At 64.9% G+C, this 23989-nt stretch carries 26 protein-coding genes and 3 tRNA genes; 10 read left to right on the plus strand and 19 right to left on the minus strand.

Annotated elements, in window-relative coordinates:
• The first annotated feature begins 244 nt into the window (after window positions 1-244).
• Window positions 245-880: a phage tail protein gene (locus tag ACZ92H_RS00710; RefSeq protein WP_465052347.1), complete on the plus strand. Its 636-nt coding sequence runs from the start codon at window positions 245-247 to the stop codon at window positions 878-880.
• Between the two features lie 273 nt (window positions 881-1153).
• Window positions 1154-1864, plus strand: a complete 711-nt coding sequence (locus ACZ92H_RS00715; RefSeq protein WP_465048346.1) for a phage tail protein — start codon at window positions 1154-1156, stop codon at window positions 1862-1864.
• Window positions 1865-1911: 47 nt separating this feature from the next.
• On the opposite strand, the gene ACZ92H_RS00720 is transcribed toward ACZ92H_RS00715, so the two are convergent.
• Both ACZ92H_RS00720 and ACZ92H_RS00725 read right to left on the minus strand, forming a co-directional pair.
• Window positions 1912-2892, minus strand: coding sequence for an SAM-dependent methyltransferase (locus tag ACZ92H_RS00720; protein ID WP_465048345.1), 981 nt, complete (start codon window positions 2890-2892; stop codon window positions 1912-1914).
• Complete coding sequence (locus ACZ92H_RS00725; protein ID WP_131372614.1) at window positions 2889-3212, minus strand: DUF6916 family protein; 324 nt, start codon at window positions 3210-3212, stop codon at window positions 2889-2891. Before ACZ92H_RS00725 ends, ACZ92H_RS00720 begins: the two co-directional genes overlap by 4 nt.
• A 106-nt stretch (window positions 3213-3318) precedes the next feature.
• Between ACZ92H_RS00725 and ACZ92H_RS00730 the strand changes: the two genes are divergently transcribed.
• Genes ACZ92H_RS00730 through ACZ92H_RS00740 form a run of 3 tightly spaced genes read left to right on the plus strand, consistent with a single transcriptional unit; the run spans window position 3319 to window position 5554 of the window.
• On the plus strand, window positions 3319-3828 hold the full coding sequence (locus ACZ92H_RS00730; protein ID WP_131372612.1) for a GNAT family N-acetyltransferase: 510 nt from the start codon (window positions 3319-3321) through the stop codon (window positions 3826-3828).
• The gene (locus tag ACZ92H_RS00735) at window positions 3825-4550 is read left to right on the plus strand and encodes an aspartyl/asparaginyl beta-hydroxylase domain-containing protein (protein ID WP_131372610.1); all 726 of its coding nucleotides are present in this window, start codon (window positions 3825-3827) and stop codon (window positions 4548-4550) included. The genes ACZ92H_RS00730 and ACZ92H_RS00735 overlap by 4 nt, the downstream gene beginning before the upstream one ends.
• Entirely contained in the window at window positions 4547-5554 is a 1008-nt protein-coding gene (locus ACZ92H_RS00740) for a sulfotransferase (RefSeq protein ID WP_465048344.1), read from the plus strand. Before ACZ92H_RS00735 ends, ACZ92H_RS00740 begins: the two co-directional genes overlap by 4 nt.
• A 4-nt stretch (window positions 5555-5558) precedes the next feature.
• On the opposite strand, the gene ACZ92H_RS00745 is transcribed toward ACZ92H_RS00740, so the two are convergent.
• The 7 genes from ACZ92H_RS00745 to ACZ92H_RS00775 form a co-directional block, all read right to left on the minus strand.
• On the minus strand, window positions 5559-5885 hold the full coding sequence (locus ACZ92H_RS00745; RefSeq protein ID WP_465048343.1) for a hypothetical protein: 327 nt from the start codon (window positions 5883-5885) through the stop codon (window positions 5559-5561).
• A gap of 215 nt (window positions 5886-6100) precedes the next feature.
• The gene (locus ACZ92H_RS00750) at window positions 6101-6805 is read right to left on the minus strand and encodes an alpha/beta hydrolase (RefSeq protein ID WP_131372605.1); all 705 of its coding nucleotides are present in this window, start codon (window positions 6803-6805) and stop codon (window positions 6101-6103) included.
• 256 nt (window positions 6806-7061) lie between these two features.
• Window positions 7062-7137: transfer RNA gene (locus ACZ92H_RS00755), tRNA-Asn, on the minus strand.
• 89 nt (window positions 7138-7226) lie between these two features.
• Window positions 7227-7553 (minus strand): Dabb family protein, encoded by a 327-nt coding sequence (locus ACZ92H_RS00760; protein WP_465048342.1) that lies wholly within the window; start codon window positions 7551-7553, stop codon window positions 7227-7229.
• 122 nt (window positions 7554-7675) lie between these two features.
• Window positions 7676-7751 (minus strand) — tRNA-Asn (locus ACZ92H_RS00765).
• 135 nt (window positions 7752-7886) lie between these two features.
• A tRNA-Asn gene (locus ACZ92H_RS00770) sits at window positions 7887-7962 on the minus strand.
• 131 nt (window positions 7963-8093) lie between these two features.
• Window positions 8094-9308 carry an amino acid aminotransferase gene (locus ACZ92H_RS00775; RefSeq protein WP_180278725.1) on the minus strand — a complete coding sequence of 405 codons (1215 nt, stop codon included), beginning with the start codon at window positions 9306-9308 and terminating at the stop codon, window positions 8094-8096.
• A gap of 111 nt (window positions 9309-9419) precedes the next feature.
• On the opposite strand from ACZ92H_RS00775, the gene uvrB reads away from it, so the two are divergent.
• Entirely contained in the window at window positions 9420-11507 is a 2088-nt protein-coding gene (gene uvrB, locus ACZ92H_RS00780) for an excinuclease ABC subunit UvrB (RefSeq protein WP_465048341.1), read from the plus strand.
• Window positions 11508-11579: 72 nt separating this feature from the next.
• On the opposite strand, the gene denD is transcribed toward uvrB, so the two are convergent.
• From denD to ACZ92H_RS00810, 6 genes are read right to left on the minus strand one after another with little or no spacing between them, the layout of a single operon-like run.
• The gene (denD, locus tag ACZ92H_RS00785; protein WP_465048340.1) at window positions 11580-12551 is read right to left on the minus strand and encodes a D-erythronate dehydrogenase; all 972 of its coding nucleotides are present in this window, start codon (window positions 12549-12551) and stop codon (window positions 11580-11582) included.
• Between the two features lie 2 nt (window positions 12552-12553).
• Window positions 12554-13345, minus strand: a complete 792-nt coding sequence (gene otnI / locus ACZ92H_RS00790) for a 2-oxo-tetronate isomerase (protein ID WP_465048339.1) — start codon at window positions 13343-13345, stop codon at window positions 12554-12556.
• An 18-nt stretch (window positions 13346-13363) separates the two neighbouring features.
• The gene (otnC, locus tag ACZ92H_RS00795) at window positions 13364-14035 is read right to left on the minus strand and encodes a 3-oxo-tetronate 4-phosphate decarboxylase (protein ID WP_465048338.1); all 672 of its coding nucleotides are present in this window, start codon (window positions 14033-14035) and stop codon (window positions 13364-13366) included.
• Complete coding sequence (gene otnK / locus ACZ92H_RS00800) at window positions 14032-15333, minus strand: 3-oxo-tetronate kinase (RefSeq protein WP_465048337.1); 1302 nt, start codon at window positions 15331-15333, stop codon at window positions 14032-14034. Before otnK ends, otnC begins: the two co-directional genes overlap by 4 nt.
• Before the next feature lie 21 nt (window positions 15334-15354).
• The gene (gene ltnD, locus ACZ92H_RS00805) at window positions 15355-16263 is read right to left on the minus strand and encodes an L-threonate dehydrogenase (RefSeq protein WP_465048336.1); all 909 of its coding nucleotides are present in this window, start codon (window positions 16261-16263) and stop codon (window positions 15355-15357) included.
• 16 nt (window positions 16264-16279) lie between these two features.
• Entirely contained in the window at window positions 16280-17608 is a 1329-nt protein-coding gene (locus tag ACZ92H_RS00810) for an MFS transporter (protein ID WP_465048334.1), read from the minus strand.
• Window positions 17609-17797: 189 nt separating this feature from the next.
• Here ACZ92H_RS00810 and ACZ92H_RS00815 point away from each other — a divergent pair, with 189 nt between their 5' ends.
• On the plus strand, window positions 17798-18610 hold the full coding sequence (locus ACZ92H_RS00815; RefSeq protein WP_131372589.1) for a FadR/GntR family transcriptional regulator: 813 nt from the start codon (window positions 17798-17800) through the stop codon (window positions 18608-18610).
• Window positions 18611-18619: 9 nt separating this feature from the next.
• On the opposite strand, the gene ACZ92H_RS00820 is transcribed toward ACZ92H_RS00815, so the two are convergent.
• Window positions 18620-19246, minus strand: a complete 627-nt coding sequence (locus ACZ92H_RS00820; RefSeq protein ID WP_131372587.1) for a flavin reductase family protein — start codon at window positions 19244-19246, stop codon at window positions 18620-18622.
• A gap of 183 nt (window positions 19247-19429) precedes the next feature.
• Between ACZ92H_RS00820 and ACZ92H_RS00825 the strand changes: the two genes are divergently transcribed.
• The 3 genes from ACZ92H_RS00825 to ACZ92H_RS00835 all read left to right on the plus strand — a co-directional run bounded on the left by ACZ92H_RS00825 (window position 19430) and on the right by ACZ92H_RS00835 (window position 22242).
• On the plus strand, window positions 19430-20197 hold the full coding sequence (locus ACZ92H_RS00825) for a hypothetical protein (RefSeq protein ID WP_465048333.1): 768 nt from the start codon (window positions 19430-19432) through the stop codon (window positions 20195-20197).
• A gap of 144 nt (window positions 20198-20341) precedes the next feature.
• A complete protein-coding gene (locus ACZ92H_RS00830; protein ID WP_465048331.1) occupies window positions 20342-21400 on the plus strand; it encodes an AI-2E family transporter in 1059 nt (352 codons plus the stop codon).
• A 182-nt stretch (window positions 21401-21582) separates the two neighbouring features.
• The gene (locus ACZ92H_RS00835; protein WP_131372581.1) at window positions 21583-22242 is read left to right on the plus strand and encodes a glutathione S-transferase family protein; all 660 of its coding nucleotides are present in this window, start codon (window positions 21583-21585) and stop codon (window positions 22240-22242) included.
• 6 nt (window positions 22243-22248) lie between these two features.
• On the opposite strand, the gene ACZ92H_RS00840 is transcribed toward ACZ92H_RS00835, so the two are convergent.
• Genes ACZ92H_RS00840 through ACZ92H_RS00850 form a run of 3 tightly spaced genes read right to left on the minus strand, consistent with a single transcriptional unit; the run spans window position 22249 to window position 23983 of the window.
• The gene (locus tag ACZ92H_RS00840; protein WP_131372579.1) at window positions 22249-22554 is read right to left on the minus strand and encodes an NIPSNAP family protein; all 306 of its coding nucleotides are present in this window, start codon (window positions 22552-22554) and stop codon (window positions 22249-22251) included.
• Window positions 22551-23477 carry a WD40 repeat domain-containing protein gene (locus tag ACZ92H_RS00845; RefSeq protein ID WP_131372577.1) on the minus strand — a complete coding sequence of 309 codons (927 nt, stop codon included), beginning with the start codon at window positions 23475-23477 and terminating at the stop codon, window positions 22551-22553. The genes ACZ92H_RS00840 and ACZ92H_RS00845 overlap by 4 nt, the downstream gene beginning before the upstream one ends.
• Window positions 23474-23983: a GNAT family N-acetyltransferase gene (locus ACZ92H_RS00850; RefSeq protein WP_465048329.1), complete on the minus strand. Its 510-nt coding sequence runs from the start codon at window positions 23981-23983 to the stop codon at window positions 23474-23476. The genes ACZ92H_RS00845 and ACZ92H_RS00850 overlap by 4 nt, the downstream gene beginning before the upstream one ends.
• Window positions 23984-23989 lie beyond the last annotated feature (6 nt).

Consider the following 23989-nt stretch of genomic DNA (forward strand, 5'->3'; position numbering starts at 1 on the left):
AGGGCTTCTTTATAAGCGGCGTTGCAGATTGAACGCAATAACACTGTATTTGCAATTACTGAGTGAATTTTATATAAAAGTAAATTAATATAAGCGCGCTGCATTGGGAAAATACTCCGCCCGACGCCACAATAAACAGCGCCGGGAGAATCACTATTGACACCATACTTGAAAGGCATTCATCATGGATATGTTTATTGGCACGATTATGGCCGTTGGCTTCAATTTCGCTCCGCGGGGGTGGATGACGTGTAGCGGGCAGTTATTATCGATCAATAGTAACAGTGCCTTGTTCGCGCTGCTGGGCACGCAATATGGCGGCGATGGCGTCAACACCTTCGGCCTGCCCGACTTGCGCGGTCGGGTTGCCGTCGGCGCCAACAACGGCGTCACGGGGCGCATCACGGCTGTGAACGGCACTGCCGGTGGCGCCACCACCGGTAACGTGACCGGCACCGGCAGCGGCACCGTGACAGGTTCGCTGACTGTAGCCAACTTGCCTGCTCACAACCATACGGCGACATTCACGCCAGGCGGTGGCGGCTCGACCACCGTGGCCATCAAGGTCAGCACCGACTCCGCCACCACCGCTACCCCAGGAAGCAGCAGCTACCTGGCGGTCGGCAAATCCTCGGGAGCACAGACCCCGTACCTGTATCGCAATGATATCGGCACGGGCAGCACCAACTTGGCGTCCGACACGGCGACGGTTTCGGGCGGTGGCGCCGGCGGCACGGTGACGGTCGACAATACGGGCACTGGCGCTCCGCTGGCCTTGCCCGCGACCGTGAACCTCGCAGGCACCACAGCGACAGTACCGCCATTCCAGGGCGTGCTGTATGTTATCTGCGTGGAAGGTATTTTCCCAAGCAGGAATTAATAAAATAATATTTATCTTCACTCAATAACATAGAAAAGTGCGCTTGCCGCACTTTTTTATGTTTTCGCGGGCTCGCCCGATAAGCCGCCAGGGCCACAAAGCGCACTCAAGTAAAATAATTCTCATCATCCAAAAACCAAAACCGTTGACTTGGCCCGATATCATATTATGATGGACAGGGTTTCATAATCCGCCCGGCCTTTTTCCAGTCAATCGGAAGAACGTCTTGCGCTCAAAAATTCACTGCAATTTACTCTTATCAAGGATGAAAGAATGGATCCAATTTTAGGTACGGTTATCTTGTCTGCCTTTCCCTTTGCGCCGCAAGGCTGGATGTTTTGCAATGGCCAACTGCTCAACATCCGCCAGTATACGGCGCTGTATTCGCTGCTCGGCACGGCCTATGGCGGCGACGGCGTGAACACCTTTGCGCTGCCCGACCTGGCCGGACGCATCCCCGTTGCCCTGAACGGCGTGGCAGCGCCAGACAGAATCGTCACCGCCGCCGTCGCAACGCCTGGCGGCAACGGCACGCCAAAAATGGGCGACAAACTGGGCGCCAACGTACGCCTGAGCAGCACGGGCACGGCAAGCGTGGCCTTGCAGGTTGCCAACCTGCCGCCACACACCCACACTGCGACCGCCTCGTCCACGCCTGCCACGGTAAACATGAAGATCACCGCCAGCCTGGATACAGGCACCGGCATCACGCCCGTGGCAAACGGCTACCTGGCGACATCCAAGGCAAACGGCGCCAGCGTGTCCAGCATTTACACGGCTGCCATCGGTCCTGCCGGCAGCGTGGAAATGGCGGGCGGCACGGCGCAAGTGAGCGTGACGCCGGCCATCACCAATTCCACCACGGGCAGCGGCACCCCGCTGCCGCTGCCGCTGGCAGTGACGGCAGCGGCGGCGCCAACGCCGCCGTTCCTGGCGATGCAGTACATCATCGCCGTCGAAGGCAATTATCCAATGCGTAACTGATACGCCTGGATGTCTGCGGATGGGCCTGCCGATAGCCCATCCGTTTGTCAAACGATGCGGCAGGCCATCCCCGGCTCCCTGCCAAGCACGTAAGTAAAATCGAGCAACTCCCCCCCTGTGACGACGAGCTTGCCAGGCAGCGGCAAGGGCAAGTTCAAGCTGCAATCATAGTCACCGAGCACAATGTCGCCATGTACGCGGATGCGCGTGAGCAGGCGCGGCGCCTGCTCCAGTGCGGCCGGCAGGCGCAGGCGCGCACCCGGCAAAGTACTGCCTTCACCCGCAGGCGAGGCGCCATCTTCCCACGCGACGATCGTCTGCGCCGTCAAGGCAAACACGGTGCCCCATTCGCTGCAGGCCTCCTCCGGCGAGCGGCGCGGCAAGCCCAGATGCACCGTCACGGCGGCGGGCAGCAGCGCGGCGGCGGGCGCCTGCACATGCAGATTGCGCATGATGGCCACCTGCGGCTCCTTGCCCAGGGCCGTATTCATGGTTTCGCTGACGATCACATCGGGCAAGGCGCCGGCGGGGATGCGGTAAGCAGCCGCATCGGCGCAAATGTAGTCCGACACGTGGCCGGCGTAGCCGAGGTCCCTGATCAGTGCGCGCGCATAGTCGAGCGTATGCGCATGCACTTCCAGAATGCTCAGCTGTACCTGTTTCTCACCCAGCAGCGCCATCAGCGGCAGGGCCAGCAAGGCAAACGGCCCGCTGCCCGCATACAGCACGCGTACCGGCCGGTCCGCCCGCAGGCGCTGCGTGACGGCCTGCAGCAGGCCGCGCGTGAAGGCGGCGCTGCGCAGGGGTTCGCGCGCGCACAGGGCCGCCTGCACGGGAGAAATGGCCCAGCCGCTGTCGAGAAAACTCTCTCCTTGCGTCATATGGTCCGACGCCTCCATCGGCAAGGCGCAATGCTGCTCGGCCAATCGCCGCAGGCGCTCCATCTCGCCGATCAGGCTGGCGAGGGGACGTTGCGGATCGGCGATCGCACGCGCAATATGGACCAGCTCGGCCTGCGCGGCGCTCACGAAAAACTCACCTGATAGCGCTGCCGGCCCTCGTCCTGCGTCCTGGCGGGAAACGCGGGCGCGATCGGCCACAGATACCATTCCACTCGCCCCAGCAGGGGATGTTCCAGCACATACTGGCCCTCTTCCAGCAGCAGCTGGGCCGGGCCACTCAGGATCAGCGACAGCGGCGTGCGAAACGATTCCGGCAAGCCGCGGCGCGGCAGCTCCAGCGCTTCATCCAGGCTCAAGGACAGGAGTCCGGCCGAACAGTGGGCAAGAAACTCGGTCTGCAGGCAAGGCAGCAACTGCTCCAGCGTGATCATCGGGGCGGTATTCATTCAGGCATCCTGTAGTGATTGCAAGTGTGCGTAAAAATAGGCAGCATAGCAAATAGCCGCAGTCTCGTTAAGCAACTCCGTCAGTTCCCAACACTTTGGAGCCCAAGTGCACATTTTGCCGCCATTTCTTTCCCCCGCCGCGCTGCCGGCCCCGTACCGCTTGCGCCAGCAGGACGGTAGCGATGACGCCTTCGCAGCCACGCTGTACCGTTCCTCGCGCGACGACTTGCGCATGCTGCCGGGCGACCCCGCCTTCGTGGAACAGCTGCTGGCCATGCAGCAGCGCGCGCAGATCCTCGGCTACCGCCAGGCCTATCCGCAAGCATGCTATCTGGTGCTGGAACGCGAAGGCACGCCCATCGGCCGGCTGGTGCTCGACCACGATGGCACGGTGCTGCGGCTGGTCGATATCGCCATCCTGCCCGAAGCGCAAAACCAGGGCGCTGGCGGCGTGGCGCTGCGCGGCCTGCAGGCGCTGGCCGGCGCGCGCCAGTGGCGGCTCGAACTGGGGGTAAGCAAGAGCAATCTGGCCGCGCGCCGGCTGTATCAGCGGCTGGGATTTCGTCTGCACGCCGAGGATGCGCTGCAAGAGCAGCTGGCCTGGAGCGCAGCATGAGTCCGGCGAGCGCGACGCCCAGCACCTGGCTGCAATTGCCGCTGGCCTTCGACATCGGCCGCATGCAGCGCGAAAGCGACCAGTTTGCAGCCAGCGACTGGATCAGCCATTTCAACACGCGCGCGTATGAAAACGGCTGGAGTTGCGTCCCCTTGCGCTCGGCCGGCGGTGAAGCGCGCCACATCATCCCCATCGACGGCGCCGCGTACACCGATACGCCCCATCTGGCGCGCTGTCCCTACTTGCGCGAAGTCATCGCCAGCTTCGCCTGCGATACCAGCGCCGTGCGCCTGATGGCGCTGGAGCCGGGCGCCGTGATCCACGCCCACCGCGACCCGGGCACGGCGCTGATGGACGGCCTGACGCGCATCCATATCCCCATCCACACCTCTCCGCAAGTGCATTTCAGCATCGACGGCGAGCGCGTGCACTTTACTGCCGGGCACGCCTGGTACATGGACGCAAGCTGCCTGCACGCGGTGCAGAACGGGGGCGCCACGCCACGCATCCACCTGGTCATCGACTGCATCACCAACGCCTGGCTGGAAGCATTATTCGCGCGCGCCGGATTCGTGCCGAAAGCGGCCTCCCGCTATGGCGACCCCAGCATCAACAATGGCAACGTGCACGCCATTATCGCCAGCCTGCGCGCCAGCGCCACGCCGGCTACGCTGGCGCTGGCAAGCAAGCTTGCCGCGCTGGCCGCCACGGAGGCCGCATGAGCATCCGTTACGGCCTGGCACAGCAGGAACGCACGCTGGCCAAAGGCGACGCCGTGCGCTGGCACGACGGCATGGCGCTGCGGCACTGGTATCCCGTGTTCGTCGAACACGATGCGCGCACTGGCGCGGTATCTGTCTGTTGGCGCGACCTGGCGCAGCTGCGCTTCACCGACTCGTTCTTCATCAACACCCTGGCGCGCCAGCCGCAGGAGGAACGCCGCTTCTGCCACGCGCCCGCCAGCGCGTTTGTCGGTCTGGACGATGGCCTGGCGCCCGACGCCTTCATCTTTCACGTCTCGCGCTGCGGCTCGACCTTGCTGAGCCAGTTGCTGGCGTCCCTGCCGCAATGCGTGGTGATGTCCGAACCGACCGTCATCGATTCGCTGCTGCGCCTGCATCACGACAGTGCGGACCAGGCCGCCAGCATCGCCCTGCTGCGCCAGGCCATCCTGGCACTGGGGCAGCGCCGCACGGGCGAGGAGACGCACTTTTTCATCAAGTTCGACTGCTGGCACATCCACAGCCTGGACGTGCTGCGCCAGGCGTTTCCCGGCACGCCCTGCCTTTTCCTGTACCGCGAGCCGCAAGCCGTGCTCGCCTCGCACCAGCGCCAGCGGGGACCGCAGATGGTGCCTGGCATGCTGCACCCGGCCCTGTTGCCGCTGCCCGCGCACGCACTGGCGCCGGGCGACCTCGATGGCTATACGGGCCTCGTGCTGTCCAGCCTGTTTGATGCCGCGCAGGCGCACGCGGCCGCAGGCCGTCTGCAATTGATTAACTACAATCAATTGCCCGCCATCCTGTTCAGCGACTTGCTGGCCCGTTTCGGCATCGCGCCCACGGCGCTCCAGCTGCAGGCGATGCGTGAACGGGGCGGCGTGCACGCGAAATATGGCACGGCGTTCACGGGCGATCCACAAACCATTGCTGCGGCTAACTTGCCGGGCATCGCCGCGCAGCTGCAGCCTGGCTATCTGGCGCTGGAAGCATTGCGCGCGGCGTGACGCGCTAGCGCGCCGCGGCGCCGTCGCCGGCACCGCTGCCGGCGTTCTCCTGCCGCCACTTGCGCACCATGTCGCTGCTGACGTCGCGGTCATAGCACAGGGGCGCATAGCCGCCCTTGCGGCTCCACGCGCTGCGCGCCCCGCAGGCGCTGCCATTCCTGGCGGCGTTGTAGGGACACGGACAGCGGCCCGGATAGGCGGCAATCGACTCGGCGATGATCAACTGGCGGATTTTTGCATCCGAAGATGACAGGCGCCCCTCGCCGCCAGCAATTGGCGCGTAAGCGGTGCCAGCCATCATCAGCAGCACCAGGGCGCAGACATGCTTCATGGGAGAACGTTGCCTTACTCAAAGGACACGGGGGCGTGCCATGCGAGTATGACAGATACTTTTAGGCAAATCTGCGCGCAATATCACCGCCGCCACGGCAGGCACCCGGCGGAAGGCACGCAACTGGCATGCCGCAGGCAAATGGCCTGCCGGTGCAGGCCGGGCCTACGCGGCCACGACATTCCCGGGCCAGCCTGGTTTCCTGGACTTTACTCTCAAGCAATATCGGCAGCGGCCTTCCGGATCAATGACGCCACCGCATGGGGCTGGGAAATGTAGATGGCGTGGCTGCCCGCCGCCTCGGCCACCGCCGCCCCCGCCCGCATGGCCATCTCGCGTTGCGCCACCGGCGAGATCATATGATCATCGGTGGCCAGCAGGTACCAGCTGGGCTTGTTCCTCCAGGCTGCTGCCGTGACGACGCCGGTCAAGGCGGCCATCCCCCAGGGCACTTGCGATGCCGCCATGAAGCTGGCCTTGTGCGGGGGCACATCGGCCGCAAAGGCAGCCGCGAACTTCTTCCGATCGAGCAGTAAAAACCCGTCCTGTGGCGGCAAGATCGGCGGGACGGGGGCACCTGGCGGGGCATGTGCAAGCAGCGTCTCGACAGACTCACCCTGATCCGGCATGAAGGCCGCGATGTAGACCAGCGCCTTGACCCTGGGATCATTGCCCGCCTGCGTGATCACGGCGCCGCCATACGAATGGCCGACCAGGACGACGGGACCCGCAGCGGCAGCCACCACGCGCAAGGTCGCGGCAACATCGTCCGCCAGGGACAGCGTGGGATTTTGCACGATGGCAACGTGGCAGCCATCCTGACGCAGGATGCCGTAGACGCCCTCCCAGCCGGAGCCATCCACAAAACCACCGTGCACCAGCACGACCGTTACCGCTTCAGCACCCGTAATGTCAGCCATGTCAGCCCCGCGAATGATGTGCATTGAAGGAGACGCCCTGCCCGCGCGCAGCGCAAGCATGCCGTGGCCGGGCATGACATGGACACCGCAGCCACGACTTGCTGGCGCCTGGCTTTGCCAGCATATCGCCTGCCGCCCGCCGCCCCGTGCGCCGGATCAAGAAAACACCATCGCGCCCCACCCTGCATCGGCAAGCCGGCCCTGAAACGCAAAAAGCCCAACCGTCAACGGCTGGGCTTTTTGCTGCTACATGTTCTGGCTCCCCGACCTGGACTCGAACCAGGGACCTGCGGATTAACAGTCCGTCGCTCTACCAACTGAGCTATCAGGGAAAAGAGGCCGCATTTTATAGGGGAAACGTGCACATGTCCAGATTCACCAGAGAAAATTGCGGCGGGCCGGGCCTGGCGTCAGCTGCGGCTCAAGCAGGATTGTCCTGCACCACATAATCAACTACCAGCACCCGGCCCAGCCATGGCTTGAGCAGTTCGACAAATGCCAGGTGCGCGGGGTGCGTCAGGTACGCGTCGCGTGCGCTGGCGCCGTCGAAGGTGAGGGTAAAACAATCCGTAAAGCCGTCATCAAGGCCTTCCGGACTGACGTTCGGCCCCCACTCGAATTGCCGCACGCCGGGAATGCGGTGTCTTAGCTCGGAAAACTCGTGGACAAGCTCGGCGTGTTTTTCGGACGTGATGGCATCGACGAAGTCGCACAGGACGATATGGCGCAAGGCGGAAGTGCAAGTCATGGGGTAGTGCTCCTGAAGTGATGCGTTCAGGATAGCGCAAAACAGCGAAGCGCACCGGCAAGGCCAACGACAGGGGAAAAAAACAAAAAAGGCCATGTTTTTCAACATGGCCTTCCGAATTCTGGCTCCCCGACCTGGACTCGAACCAGGGACCTGCGGATTAACAGTCCGTCGCTCTACCAACTGAGCTATCAGGGAAAAGAGGCCGTATTATATAGGCCAAACTTGGCGCTGTCCAGATTTCCATAGGGAAAATCTTATCTTGCCCCAAGCTGCGCGCAGGCGGCGCAAAAACAAAAAAGGCCACGTTTTTCAACGTGGCCTTTCGAATTCTGGCTCCCCGACCTGGACTCGAACCAGGGACCTGCGGATTAACAGTCCGTCGCTCTACCAACTGAGCTATCAGGGAAAAGAGGCAATATTATATGTCGCTTATTCCGTATTTGCAAGACTACTACTGCCTCTCGCCCAACACGGCCATCGCCGACTTTCTACCGCCGTCAGCGCCGCACTTGCATGCAGCGCCGAAGAAGCAAGATATTAAAGTACTTTGGCGATCGCGTCAATGACGATGTCGATATTGCGCGAATTCAATGCTGCCACGCAGATACGGCCCGTGTCCACGGCATAGATCGATTGCTCGCGCAGCGACGCCACCTGCTCCTTGGTGAGACCGGAATACGAGAACATGCCGATCTGCTGGCGCACGAACTCGAAATCGTGGCCTGGCGCCTTGGCTTTCAGTTTTTCCACGAAGGCATTGCGCATTTCGCGGATGCGCACGCGCATGCCGGCCAGTTCTTCTTCCCACAGCTGGCGCAGTTCCGGCGTGGCCAGCACGGTGGCGACCACCTTGCCGCCGTGTACCGGCGGGTTCGAGTAGTTGGTGCGCACGACGCGCTTCAGCTGCGACAGCAGGCGGGCCGCTTCATCGGCGCTGGCGGCGACGACGCTCAGGGCGCCCACGCGCTCGCCGTACAGCGAGAACGACTTCGAGAACGAATTCGACACCAGCAGCGGGCCGCCCGCGTCGGCGAAGCGGCGCACCACGGCGCCATCTTCGGCGATGCCGTTGGCGAAGCCTTGATACGCCATGTCCAGGAACGGCACCAGGCCGCGCGACGTCACCACGCTGATGATCTGGTCCCACTGGGCCACGCTCAGGTCGGCGCCCGTCGGGTTGTGGCAGCAGGCATGCAGCACGACGATGGAGCCGGCCGGCATGGCGTTCAGGCTGGCCAGCATGCCGTCGAAGTTCACGCCGTGGGTGGCGGCATCGTAGTAGGTGTAGTTATTCACGACGAAACCGGCGTTCTCGAACAGCGCGCGGTGGTTTTCCCAGCTTGGGTCGCTGATGTAGACCTGGGCACCCGGCGCAAAGCGCTGCAGGAAGTCGGCGCCGATCTTCAGCGCGCCCGTGCCGCCGATGGCTTGCACGGTGACGGCGCGGCGCTCTTGAATTACGGCGCTATCGGCGCCAAATACGAGTTCTTGCACAGCCTTGTCGTAGGCGGCGAGGCCTTCGATCGGCAGGTAGGTGCGTGGTGCTGCCTGTTCGATCAGGATGGCTTCCGCCTTGCGTACGCAAGCTAACAGAGGCACCTTGCCGTTGTCGTCATAATAGACGCCAACGCCCAGATTGATTTTGGCGGGATTCTGGTCCGCGTTAAATGCTTCGGTGATGCCCAGGATCGGGTCGCGTGGGGCCATCTCGATGGCGCTAAACAGACTGGCAGAAACAGTTGGGTTCGTCATGATAAGATTGGATTCGATTGGAAGCAGGTTCACAGCGGAGTTGTAGACAGCGCCCCGAATACAACGCCAGGGCCGCCAGCAGAGCACTATTCTAACAAAGGTCTGATTCACATGCCCGAATTATCTACCGCCAGCGAGGCGGAAAGCGCAATTATCTCTTTCCCGGACTCCCCCTTCAAGCTGCACCAGCCCTTCCCTCCGGCCGGTGACCAGCCCACGGCGATCGCGCAACTGTCCGAAGGCATCGCCGATGGCCTGGCCTTCCAGACCCTGCTGGGCGTGACCGGTTCGGGCAAGACCTACACCATGGCCAACGTCATCGCGCGCATGGGCCGGCCCGCCATCGTCTTTGCGCCCAACAAGACCCTGGCGGCGCAGCTGTACAGCGAATTTCGGGATTTCTTCCCGCAGAACGCCGTCGAATACTTCGTCAGCTACTACGATTACTACCAGCCGGAAGCCTACGTGCCGCAGCGCGACCTGTTCATCGAAAAGGATTCGTCGATCAACGAGCACATCGAGCAGATGCGCCTGTCGTGCACCAAGTCGCTGATGGAGCGGCGCGACGTCATCATCGTCGCCACCGTCTCGGCCATCTACGGCATCGGCAACCCGAATGAATACCACCAGATGATCCTGACCCTGCGCGTCAAGGACAGGGTCAGCCAGCGCGACGTCATCGCGCGCCTGATCCAGATGCAGTACACGCGCAACGAGGTCGACTTTGGCCGCGGCACCTTCCGCGTGCGCGGCGATACCATCGACATCTTCCCCGCCGAGCATGCGGAGCTGGCCGTGCGCCTGGAAATGTTCGACGATGAAATCGAATCGATCCAGCTGTTCGACCCGCTGACGGGCAGAGTGCGGCAAAAGATCCCCCGCTTTACCGTGTACCCGGGGTCGCACTACGTGACGCCCCGCTCCACCGTGCTGCGCGCCGTGGAAACCATCAAGGACGAGCTGCGCGAGCGGCTCGAATTCTTCCGCAAGGAAAATAAACTGATCGAGGAGCAGCGGCTGGAACAGCGCACGCGCTTCGACCTGGAAATGATGGCGGAAATCGGTTTCACCAAGGGCATCGAGAACTACTCGCGCCACCTGTCCGGCGCGCTGCCGGGCGAACCGCCGCCCACCCTGGTCGACTACCTGCCGCCCGACGCCCTGATGTTCCTCGACGAGTCGCACGTGCTGACGGGCCAGCTGAGCGCCATGTACAACGGCGACCGCTCGCGCAAGACGAATCTGGTCGACTACGGCTTCCGCCTGCCGTCGGCGCTGGACAACCGGCCGTTGAAGTTTGAGGAATTCGAGCAGAAGATGCGCCAGACCGTGTTCGTCTCGGCCACCCCGGCCGAATACGAAAAGACCCATTCGGACCAGGTGGTGGAGCAGGTGGTGCGCCCCACGGGCCTGGTCGACCCGCAGATCATCGTGCGCCCGGCCAGCAGCCAGGTGGACGACCTGATGTCGGAAATCGTCGAGCGCATCAAGAAGGACGAGCGCGTGCTGGTGACGACCCTCACCAAGCGCATGTCGGAGCAGTTGACGGAATACCTGGGCGACCATGGCATCAAGGTACGCTACCTGCACAGCGATATCGAGACGGTGGAGCGCGTGGAAATCCTGCGCGACCTGCGCCTGGGCACCTTTGACGTGCTGGTGGGGATCAACCTGCTGCGCGAGGGCCTGGACTTGCCGGAAGTGTCGCTGGTCGCCATCCTCGACGCGGACAAGGAAGGCTTCTTGCGCTCCGAGCGCAGCCTGATCCAGACCATCGGCCGCGCCGCGCGCAACCTGAACGGCACGGCGATCCTGTACGGCGACCGCATCACGGATTCCATGCGCCGCGCCATCGACGAGACGGAACGCCGCCGCGCCAAGCAGATCGCCTTCAATACGGCCAACAACATCGTGCCGATCGGCGTGAAGAAATCGATCCGCGAAATGATCGACGGCGTCTACAGCCCGCAGGAAGCGCGCGAAACCCTGCAAGTGGCGCAGGAGGCGGCGAAGTTCGAATCGATGAGCGAGAAACAGGTCAGCAAGGAAATCAAGCGCCTGGAAAAACTGATGGTCGACCACGCCAAGAACCTGGAGTTCGAAAAGGCGGCGCAGGTGCGCGACCAGCTGCACATCCTCAAGCAGCAGCTGTTCGGCGCGCCCGGCACCGACAATGTGGCGTCGATCCTGGGCAAATAAAAAGGCCGGGATCATCTCCCGGCCCCATTGACGTCGCCACACGGCCAGCCTGCGCTGGCCGTTTTTACGTCGTCACGCCTTCACATCGTCCAGGTAGGCGCGGATGATGCTGGCGAAATCCGCATCCGCCGTCAGGCCCAGCGCTTCGGCGCGGGCCGTGTCCCAGGCGCCGGGCCAGCTCTTGACGATGCGCTCGACGGCGGGATCGGGCGCGTAGCTGATACGCTGCGCGGCTTCGCTGCCGGCCACTGCCTCGAGGGCGGCGATCATCTCGCCCACGCTCACGCTCAAGCCGGGAAGGTTCACCGTGCGGCTGGCGCCGAACGCCTCGCCCGCCAGTTCGTGGCCCGCGATCAGGGAAGCGATGGCGCCGCGCGGCGACAGCAGCCACAGACGCAAGTCGGTGGAGACGGGGCAGACGGCCGCCTCGCCATTCAGGGGTTCGCGGATGATGCCGCTGGCGAAGGACGACGCCGCCTTGTTCGGTTTGCCCGGGCGCACGCTGATGGTCGGCAGGCGCAGCACGCGGCCGTCGACAAAGCCGCGGCGGCTGTAATCGTTGAGCAGCAGTTCGCCGATGGCCTTTTGCGCGCCGTACGACGATTGCGGGTTCAGGGCCGTGGTGTCCTGCACCACGTCCGGCAGCTGCCCGCCATACACGGCCACGGAGCTGGTAAACACCACTTTCGGCTTGTGTCCCAGTTCGCGGCAGATATCGAGCAGCAAACGCGAGGCGTCCAGGTTGATGCGCATGCCCAGCTCGAAATCGGCTTCCGCCTGGCCGCTGACGATGGCGGCCAGGTGGAAGATCGAGCTTGTCTGCGCATCGATGGTGGCGCGCATGAGCAAGCCGTCGGCGATGTCGCCCGTGACGACTCTCACGCGCGCATCGTTGAAGTCATGCGCGGCCACCACATCGACCAGCACCAGCTCGGTGATCGTCTGCAATTGACCCTGGCTGTCCGTCAGCTGGCCTTGCGCCAGCAACTGGCGCGCCAGGCGCTGGCCCAGGAAACCGGCACCGCCGGTAATGAGTACTTTCATCTTCATGCTCCTTGTTTGTCGTGGTAAGCGGCAAGCCAGCCGAGGCCATCCTCGGTGCGCCCGCGCGGACGGTATTCGCAGCCGATCCAGCCGTCGTAGCCCAGTTCATCGAGCAGGCTGAATAAATACGGGTAATTGACTTCGCCATCGTCCGGTTCATTGCGCGCCGGGACGCTGGCGATCTGCACGTGGCCGATGCCGTCGAAGTTATTCCTGAACGTCATGGCGATATCGCCCTCGACGATCTGCGTGTGGTAAAAATCCATCTGCACCTTGACGTTGGGCGCGCCCGACTCCAGGCGCAGCGCATGGCCCTGGGCCTGCGTGACGAGGAAGTAGCCAGGCATGTCGCGGCCGTTGATCGGCTCGATCAAGAGTTCGATGCCATGCGCCCCCACGGCTTGCGCCGCGTGCCGCAGGTTCGCCAGGTAGGTGGTGCGGTGCAGCGCGAGGTCGGCGCCTTGCGGCACCAGCCCCGCCATCATGTGCACGCGCGGGGTGCCCAGCGCCAGCGCGTACTCGATGGCGCGCGCCACCCCAAGCCGGAATTCCTCCTCGCGGCCCGGCAAGGAAGCGATGCCCCGCTCGCCCGCCGGCCAGTCGCCCGGCGGCAGGTTGAACAGCACATTCGTCAAGCCATGCTCGCGCAGCCAGCCGGCCACTTCCTGCGGCGCATGGTCATACGGAAAAAGGAATTCGACGCCCTGGAAACCCGCTTGCGCGGCGGCGGCAAAGCGCTGCGGGAAAGGCACTTCGTTGAACATCATGGTCAGATTGGCGGCAAAGCGGGGCATGCGTGTCTCCTGGATTTCTTAGATATCGAGTTTGAAGGTGTGTTTCAGGTCGGCGATCTGCGCCGCGTCGAGCGGGCGCGTGGGCACGTCGCGCAGCAGCAGGAACAGCTTGGCCGTCTCTTCCAGCTCCTCGGCCGCGTACACGGCCGCTTCCAGAGTCGCGCCCGAGACGACGGGACCGTGATTGGCCAGCAGCACGGCCGAATGCTTGCGCGCCATGGCGCCGATGGCGCCCGCCAGCGCCGGGTCGCCAGGACGGTGATACGGCACCAGCGGCAGGCGCCCCACCTTCATCACAAAATACGGCGTCAGCGGCGGAATGCAGTCGTCATGGTTCAAGCCGCACATGCAGGACACGGCTGCCGAATGCGTCGAGTGCAGATGCACGATGGCGCCGGCGCCGCCCCGCTCCGCATACATGGCGCGGTGCAGGAACGCTTCCTTCGACGGCGGCGCGCCGCTGATCAAGTTCCCATCCCAGTCGAGCTTGGACAATTGCGCCGGGTCGAGCCGTCCCAGGCTGGCGTTCGTGGGCGTCAGCAGCCAGCCGTCGGACAGCCGCACGCTCAGGTTGCCGCTGCTGCCGGCCGTCAGGCCGCGCTCGTACAGCGACTTGCCGAAGTCGACGATCTGCTCGCGCTGGCGCATCTCCTCGGGCGCGGCCTGGATGGCCGGGGTGGTGGCGCTCATGCCAGCACGTCCCAGGCTTTGCTGAAGAAATCGACCGCGCCGAAATTGCCGGACTTGAGCGCCAGCGCCAGCGGCGCCGCGCCGTCGTCGCCCGGCGCGGGCAAGGCTTGCGTCCATGGCACGCCGGGGTCGATCTCGGGGCCGATGCGCAAGCCCGCCACGCCCAGCGCCTTGACCACCGCGCCCGACGTTTCGCCGCCGGCGACGATCAGCTGGCCCACGCCGAGGCGCACCAGGCCTTGCGCGATGGCGGCCAGGGTTTCCTCGACCAGGGCGCCGGCCCGCTCCACACCCAGCTGCGCCTGCACGGCGCGCACGGCGTCCGGTGTGGCCGTCGCATACACCAGGACCGGGCCTTGCGCCAGGCGCCCGGCCGCCCATGCGAGTGCCTGCGCGACGACCGCATCGACCACTTCGCCGCCCGCCGCCAGCTGCAAGGGGTCGACATGGAACGAAGGCGCCAGTTCGCGCAGGTGCGCCACCTGCTGCTGCGTGGCCACGGAGCAGCTGCCCGAGATCACGGCGCGCAAGCCCGTCGGCGGCGGCAGGCGCCCCGCCTGGCCCGCGGGTGACGGTGCCAGCTGGCCCCGCTGGCGGAAGTTCTGCGGCAACCCCAGGGCGATGCCGGAGCCGCCCGTGATCAGTTTCAAGTCCGCGCAGGCGGCGCCGATGGCTTCCAGGTCGCGGTTCGACACGGCATCGACGACGGCAAAATGGCAGCCCTGGCCGCGCAGGTCCGTGAAGCGCTGGGCGATGGCGGCGGCGCCCTTCTCCACCACGGAGAAATCGGCCAGGCCCACCTTGGCCTGCACCTGCTGCTGCAGCACGCGCACCAGGTTCGAGTCCGTCATCGGCGTCAGGGGATGCTCGCGCATGCCCGATTCGGCCAGCGGCACGTCGCCGACGAACAGGTTGCCCTTGTAGATGGTGCGCCCGTTGGCGGGAAATGCGGGACAGGCGATGGTGAAGTCCGTGTCCAGCGCCCGCATCAGCGCCTCGGCCACGGGGCCGATATTGCCGCGCGGCGTGGAGTCGAAGGTGGAGCAGTATTTGAAGTAGAACTGGCGGCAGCCGGCCTGCTGCAGCCAGCGCAATGCCGCCAGCGACTCGGCCACCGCGTCCTGCGGCGCCGTGGTGCGCGACTTGAGCGCGATGACGACGGCATCGACGTCGGCCGGCGGCGGTCCTTGCGGCACGCCGATCAGCTGCACCGTGCGCATGCCGGCCTTGACCAGCATGCCGGCCAGGTCGGTGCCACCCGTGAAATCGTCGGCGATGCATCCCAGTAATACGGTCATGATTGTTCCTTCCTGATTCAGTTACGCTTTCGCCGGCAGGTCGATGCCCGGGAAAGTCTTGATGACGGCCGCGTCGTCCTCGCCGCCCAAGCCTGCCGCCGACGCCTGCATGAACATCTGGTGCGCCGTGGCCGACAGGGGCAATGGAAACACGCTTTTTTTCGCGTAATCGAGCACGATTCCCAAATCCTTGACGAAGATGTTCACGGCCGACAGCGGCGTGTAGTCGCCCTTCAAAATATGCGGCACCCGGTTCTGGAACATCCACGAACTGCCGGCGCTGTTCGAAATCACTTCGTACAGCGCGTCCGGGTCGCAGCCGGCGCGCAAGCCCAGCGCCATCGCTTCGGCGGCGGCGGCAATGTGCACGCCGGCCAGCAGCTGGTTGATCATCTTGACTTTCGAGCCTTGCCCCGGCTGTTCGCCCAGGCGGTACAGCTTGGCGCAGATGGCGTCAAAGATGCCGGCGCAGGCGTCGAACGCCTCGGGCGCGCCAGCCGCCATCACGGACATCTCGCCGGCCGCCGCCTTGGCCGCGCCGCCGGAAATGGGCGCGTCGATAAAGCGCAGGTTCATGGCCGCCAGGCGCGCACCCAGCGCCTCGGCAAATTCCGGCGCCACGGTGGCGCAGGCGATCACCACGCTGCCCGGCGCCAGGCTGGCCGCCGCGCCATGTTCGCCAAACAGCACGGTTTCCATCTGCTGCGCGTTGACGACGACGATCAGCAAGGCTTGCACCTGCGCCGCCAGCGCGGCGGGCGATTGCGCCGCGTGGGCGCCCTTGTCCACCAGTTGCTGCACGGTCTCGGGGCGCACGTCGCAGGCATGCACTTCGAAGCCGGCGCGCAGCAGGGATTGCGCGATGCCCATGCCCATGGCGCCCAGGCCAATTACTCCCACTGCGCCCACCTCTTCGATTCTTGCGCTCATTGTCTGCTCCATTTGTTTATTTGTTCACCAGCTTGGCCGGCACCCGCATGATGATGATCGCGCCGATCACCAGGATGGCGGCCAGCAGGTAGATGGCGATGTCCGTCGACTGCGTCAGATCCTTGATCGAGCCGATCATGTACGGCGCCGCGAAACCGGCCAGGTTGCCCACCGAATTGATGGCGGCGATGCCGGCGGCGGCGGACACGCCACCGAGGAAGGCCGTCGGCAGGCTCCAGAACATGGGCGAGGCAGCCAGGATGCCGCCGGCGGCGATCGTCAGGAAGAAGATGGCCCAGCCGGTGTTATGGGCGCCAGCCAGCGCGCTGCAGACGATGGCGGCGGCGCCGATCACCAACGGGACGGCCATGTGCCAGCGGCGTTCGCGGTATTTGTCCGAGCTGCGCCCCAGCAGTATCATGGAGGCCACGGCGAACGAATACGGAATCGCCGTAAACAGGCCGATATTGAGCACGCCCGTCACGCCGGCCGCCTTGATCAGGCTGGGCAGCCAGAAGGTCAGCGAGTACTGGCCCATCACGCAGCAGAAATAAATCAGGGCCATGACCCAGATGCGCGGATCGGCAAACATGGCGCGGATCGACGGGTGCGATACCTTGCCCTTCGCTTCCGTGGCGATGCGCTGCTCGAGCAGGCATTTTTCGTCTTCCGTCAGCCACTTCGCGGCGCGGATGCTGTTATCGAGGTACAGCAGCACGGCCACGCCCATCAGCGCGGCGGGTACCGCTTCGAGCACGAACATCCACTGCCAGCCCGCATAGCCATGCACGCCGGCGAAGGTTTCCATGATCCAGCCCGACAGCGGGCCGCCGATCAGGCCCGCCACGGGAATGGCGGCCATGAAGGTGCAGACCATGCGCGCGCGACGCTCGGACGGATACCAGTAGGTCAAATACAGGATGATGCCGGGGAAAAAGCCCGCTTCGGCCACGCCGAGCAGGAAGCGCATGATGTAGAACATGGTCGGCGTGGTGACGAACATGAAGGCGCCCGAGATGATGGCCCAGGTGATCATGATGCGGGCGATCCACACGCGCGCGCCGATCTTGTGCAGCATCACATTGCTGGGCACTTCAAACAGGAAATAGCCGAGGAAGAACACGCCGGCGCCCAGGCCGTACACGGTTTCGGAAAACTGCAGGTCGGCCAGCATTTGCAGCTTGGCGAACCCCACGTTGACACGGTCGAGGTAAGCGACGATGTAGCACAGCATGAGGAACGGGATGATGCGCCAGGTCACCTTGCGGTAGACGGCGTCATCGATGATTTTCTGGCTGGCGGCGGCGCCTGCCGGCTGGCCCGGCATTGTTTGTGACACTTCCATGCTTGTCTCCTGATCACGGGGGGATCGACCGTGCCGGGTTTTTATGGTCCACCGGAGGTGGCTGGCAACTTGTCTAAAATTTGTATGGATGTATATTATGTGTGTGTTTTATGTGTGTCAAGCTGTATATTCCATATAATGGCAAGCAGGCAATCCCCTTTGAAAACCGTTAGCGCAAGGATGCACCCGATGGACCGCACGTTCAGCTTCACCCTCCCCGCGCCGGAGCCCGCCGCGGGCAGCTTCACCACCGGCACCCTGGGCGCGCGGGTGGCGGCCCGCTTGCGCCAGCAGATCCAGCACGACGGCCTGGCTGGCGGCACGCGCCTGCCGTCGGAGCAGGCGATGGCCGGGCACTTCGGCGTCAGCCGCACGGTGCTGCGCGAAGCCATCGCCCTGCTGCAGGCGGAAGGCATTCTCGCCACGCGCAAGGGCAGCGGCACCTTCGTGTGCGCGCAGGATGGCGCGAAGAGCGGCGAACGGGGCGACGCGCTGACGGAACAATCCGTGCAATCGCTGCTGAACCTGATCGAGGTGCGCCAGGGACTGGAAGCGGAAATCGCCGCGCTGGCGGCCGTGCGCCGCACGCCGGGCCAGCTGGCCGATATCGAACACGCGCTGCGGCGCATCGAGGAGGCGGTGGCGGCCGGCGTCGACGGCGTGGAGGAAGACGTGCGCCTGCACCTGTGCATCGCCGAAGCGACGGGCAATCCCTATTGGCCGAAGTTCGTCGCCATGTTCGCCGACCCGATCCGCTCGGCCGTCAAGGTAACGCGCGCGAACGAGGCGAGGCGCACGGACTTTTCCATCGAGGTGCGGCGCGAACATGAAAAGATCGTGCAAGCCATCGCTGCCGGCGACCCGCAGCTGGCGCGCCAGGCGGCAATGGAGCACATGCAGCATGCGGCCGAACGGGTGCGCCTGGCCGACCGCGAATTCTGGCGGGGCGACGGCGGCGCGCTGGCGCGCACCCTGGGGCGCGATCCCATCATGCAGAAATAGCGCGCCGGCTCAGGGGTAAGCGGGCCGGCGCATCTGGAACAGGTTCTCCGGGCCAATCTCGAAATAGTCGGCCGGGCCGCCGCCGCGCAGGATGGTCTGCGCGGCCGCCGTGTCATATACGCCGTCGACCAGCAGGTGGCGCGCGATATGCACGCCCACCACTTCGCCCAGCACCAGCCAGCTGCCGACACCGTCGCCGTTCATGCCTTGCAGCTCGATGATCTGCGTGCGCCGGCATTCGAACGACACGGGGCTTTCGGCCACGCGCGGCACCTTGACGATGCGCGGGGCGGCCGGCGTCAGGCCGGCCAGCACGAACTCGTCCACTTCGGGCGGCGCCGGCGCGCAGCTGGCGTTCATGGCCTCGGCCAGCGGCCGGGTGGCCAGGTTCCAGACGAATTCGCCGGTCGCTTCGATATTGCGCAAGGTATCCTTGCGGCCGATGCTGGAAAAGCCGATCAGCGGCGGGTGGTAATTGAAGGCGTTGAAAAAGCTGTACGGCGCCAGATTGAGCACGCCTTCGGCGCTGCGCGAGGCGATCCAGCCGATGGGCCGCGGCCCGACGATGGCGTTGAACGGATCGTGCGGCAAGCCATGGCCTTGCGCAGGTTCATAAAAGTGGATGGGATCGGCCACGCGGATTCCTGAAGTGAATGGCGCCGGACCGGGCGCCTGGAGTGACAGCTTAACAAAATCATGGCACGGGCGCGCTTTCCAGTACCTTGGGGGGCGAAATCTGCGTTCCGGCGGAAACCTGTTTACAGCGCTGTTGCAAATTTGCATACTGGTGCCACCTTCATCACGGGAACCGTGGAACAGATGAGCACCGCCCTTGCGCTCCATGAGCATGATTTTTCTCCCGGCCGGCGCCCCCGGGGCCGCTACATCGCCGCGATTGTCCTGCTGCACCTGGCGCTGTTCTGGGTGGCCACGCGGCCGCTACACAAGGGAATGGAGCACGACAACCGGGTCTGGCTGCAACTGATCCCGCCATTGGCGCCCGCACGAGGATACTCCCCTCCCGTCGAGCCCGATCCACTGCCTGCCCCCATGCCGCGCCGGCCAGCCCTTCCCGCCAGCGCGGCGGCCATGTCGCCACCGAAGGATACGGCTCCCGCCACGCCCCCGGCATCGACGCAGGCATGGACGCACGAGCAGCCACAAGAGCGGCCGCAGGACCGGCCGCAGGACAATGCCCTGCTGGCGGAGCCGGCGCCTGCCGCGCCAGCAAGGGCTTCCCGCTCGCTGGCGCAACAGGCATTGCTGGCAGCCGGCGCCATCGACCGCCAGCTGCGCGCCGAGCATCCGCAGGAGTTCGTGGCGCCTCCCGAAACGGCGCAGACGCGCCTGGCGAAAGGCTTCGCGGAGGCGCATGCGGCGGTCAAGCCGAAGTGGTTTGAAGCGGCCCGTATCGAGCTGTTCAGCGCACCAAACGACCCCAGGCGCATCTACCGCGTCGTCACGGCGACGGGCGAATACTGCATCTATTTACCGGACAAGGGCAACATGTCGCTCAACCTGAGCTCGAGGTCCGGCTACGCCGGTTTTGGCGAGGGAACGGCGGCGCCTTGCCCGATCCGGTTCTGATTTTTTCAGCCGCTCCATCAGCAGCGTGCCGCAGATGCCATGACAATGGTGGCATGGCGCACGCAGCACCACAATTGTGTAGCCCCGGCGCCCGGCCCTCGCTTATGATGAGGCAACTCAACCATTATCATTCCGCTACCGCCCATGCCTACCCTCACGCTGCACCAGAAAGTGTTCTTGCTCCTGCTGAGCATCGTCACCATCGGCTTCGGCTGGATACTGGCGCCGTATGCGGGCGCCATCTTCTGGGGCGTGGTGCTGGCGATCCTGTTCGCGCCCGTCTACCGCTGGCTGCTGCTCAAGACGCGAGGGCGCGCCGGGCTGGCCTCGCTGCTGACCTTACTGCTGATTATCTTCATCGTCATCCTGCCGCTGTCGCTCATTTCCGTGTCGCTGGTAAACCAGGCGGCGGGCGTGGTGGAGATGGTGCGCTCGGGTGAAATCACGGTCGGCATGTTCTTCAATAAAATCATGGCCGTGCTGCCGCAATGGCTGATCAACCTGCTTGAGCGCTTCAACCTGTCCAGCCTGGCGAGCCTGCAAGACAAGCTGGCCGAGGGCGCCAAGCAGGTGAGCCAGGTGGTGGCCGTGAAAGCCATCAATGTGGGCCTGTACACCTTCGAATTCATCACCAGCCTGTGCATCATGCTGTACCTGCTGTTTTTCCTCATGCGCGACGGCTCGACCCTGTCGGCCCGCATCCGCGATGCCGTGCCGCTGAGCCGCAAGTACAAGCAGCGCCTGTTCACCAATTTCACCACCGTGATCCGCGCCACCGTGAAGGGCAACATCCTCGTGGCGATCGCCCAGGGCGCCCTGGGCGGCCTGGCATTCTGGTTCCTCGACGTGCCGGCGCCCCTGCTGTGGGCCGTGCTGATGGCCTTCCTGTCGCTGCTGCCGGCCGTCGGTGCCGCCCTCGTCTGGGCGCCCGTGGCCGTCTACTTCCTGGCCACGGGCGCCACCTGGCAAGGCGCGGGCCTGGCCGCCTTCGGCGTCTTCGTCATCGGCCTGGTCGACAACGTGCTGCGCCCCGTTTTGGTGGGCAAGGATACCAAGATGCCCGATTACGTGGTGCTGCTGTCGACCGTGGGCGGCATGGCCCTGTTCGGCCTGAACGGCTTCGTCATCGGCCCCGTGGTGGCGGCCCTGTTCATCGCCTCGTGGGACCTGTTCGTCTCGGCCAGCGAGTTCCATGCGGACTGAGCCGGCTACCCTCGCGCGCACACGGGGCGCGGGCAACCGCGCGCAATAGCGGCCGCCAGGATGCGCGGGCGGGATCGCAATGGCAAAGCGCTCGCGCCTTGCCCGAACCGCTTGCATTGATCCTGCCATTGCACTATCGTTGCTGCACGCGCGTGCTGCCAACCTTGCACAGGAGATCCACCGTGTCGCTCATCCTCTACGGCCATCCTTTTTCCTCGTACACGCAGAAGGTGCTCATCGCCCTCTACGAGAACGCCCTGCCCTTCACCTTCCGCTGCCTGGCGCCGGACATGCCGCAGCACCTGCAGCAGTGGCTGGAGCGCTGGCCGCTGCGCAAGTTCCCGCTGCTGGCGGACGGCGAGCGCAACGTGGCCGAAACCAGCATCATCATCGAATACCTGCAGCTGGCCCATCCCGGCCCGCTACGCCTGCTGCCGGACGACCCGCTGCAGGCGCTGGACGTGCGTTTTCTCGACCGCTGCTTCGACCTGCACGTCATGTCGCCCGTGCAGCATGCCGTCGGCGCCGCCCTGACGGGCGACCCGGCGAAGACCCGCGAAGGCCGCGCGCTCGCCGCAGAAAAGCTGGACCTCGCCTACGCCTGGCTGGAAGAGCGCCTGGCCGGCAAGACGTGGGCCGCCGGCGAGCAATTCAGCCTGGCCGATTGCGCCGCCGCCCCGTCCCTGTTCTATGCGGACTGGACGCAGCCGATTCCCGCCACCTTGCCGCTGCTGCGCGCCTACCGGGCGCGCCTGCTGGCCCGTCCATCGTTCGCCCGCGCGGTGGAAGAGGCGCGCCCGTACCGCCACCTCTTCCCCCTCGGTGCGCCGCAGCGCGACTGACGCCCTTCAGCCGAACACGGGGCGGAAGAAACTGCGCTCGTAACTGACGATGCAGCGCGTCTCCTCGGCGTAGCGGAAAGCGGCCTGGCACTCGGCGTCCTGCATCGAGTCGCTGCGGTACTGTTCATACAGCGCCAGGCTGGGAAACGAAAACATGGCCAGCGCCACGTTGCTGGCACCTTCCGACGGCAGGAAGTAGCCATGGTGCTGGCCGCCGAAGCGTTCCACCAGCGGTATCCACAGCTTGCCGTAGGCTTCGAATTCCTTCAGTTTATAGGGGTCGATAATGTAGCGCAGGTAACAGGTGATCATGCATCTTCCTTGTGTAAATGGAGTTCCTTCAGCAGGCCCGCTTCCCAGGAACCGATGGCGGCCAGCGGCGAGCCAGGCAAGAAGGCCAGCGCGCACGGATAGGTAAAGGCGTGTTCGGCGAGCACGCCCAGGCCAGGCCAGCCATAAAAAAGCAGCTTGCCCTTGCCGATGCGTCCCAGCGCGCTGCCGTCGGGCAGCCAGCGCAAGGCGTCGCCCGTGCCGCCGCCCGCCTCCACCGGCGCCGTGGCCAGGCGGCGCCCATCGTCCAGCGCATGCACGGACAGGTACTCTTCGCCGCCAGCGTGGTGCAGCACGGCCAGGCGCCCGCCGTCGGGCGATGGCGAACATGACCTGATGCCTGGCAGCGACAGCAGCACGCGGCCGGCACCGGCCTGCAACGGCCATTCCCACACGCTGCAATAGTCGGGCGGCTGCACCTGCCCTTCGTCCACCGATTTCACGCCATGCAGGATTAGCAGCCGCCGTCCGCCGTCGATGGCGCTGGCGCCGCGCAGCATCTCGCCCGCGTGCTGCTGCATGAACAGGACGTGGCCCGTTTGCGCGTCGCGCACCCGCAGGCAACCATCCCAGCCGCCATCGGCAAGATAGCGGCCGCAGGGCGACCATGCGGGGCCGCAGCCTTCGCCATCCTTCTTGTTCTGGAAGTTGAACAGCAGTTGTCCCGACAGGGCATCGACCACGGCCATCTGGCCCGTCGTGCTCTTGACGGCGATGCGGCTGCCATCGGGCGAGAACGCCATGCTGGAACAGTGCGCGATGAATTTGCCGCGCCATGCCTTCTGGCGCGTAGCCACGTCCCACACGACGAGGTCGCGCCCCAGCACGGCCAGGCGCGTGCCGTCCGGCGAAAACTGCACGCCGTAGCTGCAGCCCAGCTTCAAGGGCTTGGCCGCTGCCGTCATGGGCGCGCCAGCCGGTACACGACGCTGTCGATGTCGTAATGGCGCTCCATGCCCACGTACTGCATGCCCAGGCGCGTCATGACCTTGATCGAGGCGGCATTGTCGGGATGCGCCACGGCCACCACTTCGGGCGCGCCGACGACGTCGAAGGCATGCGCGACGATGGCATTGGCCGCCTCGCTGGCATAGCCCCGCCCCCAGCCGGCCCGCGCCAGGCGCCAGCCGATTTCATGCGGCTTGGCCTTGTCGCCGCCGATATGCTGCAGGCAGGCCAGCCCCACCAGCACCTCGTCTTCGGCACGCATCAGGGCCCACCAGGAATAGCCCCACTCGGCCCAGCGCCCCATGATGCGCGCAACGGCGGCGCGCGTGTGCTCTTCCGTCTCCGGCTGGCCAGCATTGAGGTAGGTCATCACTTCGGGATCCGAGTTCATGGCGTGCATGGCGTCGTAATGCTGGTCGGTGACGGGTTCGAGGCGCAGGCGCGCCGTGTGCAGGATGGTCATCGCATT

The organism is Janthinobacterium foliorum (assembly GCF_978021625.1).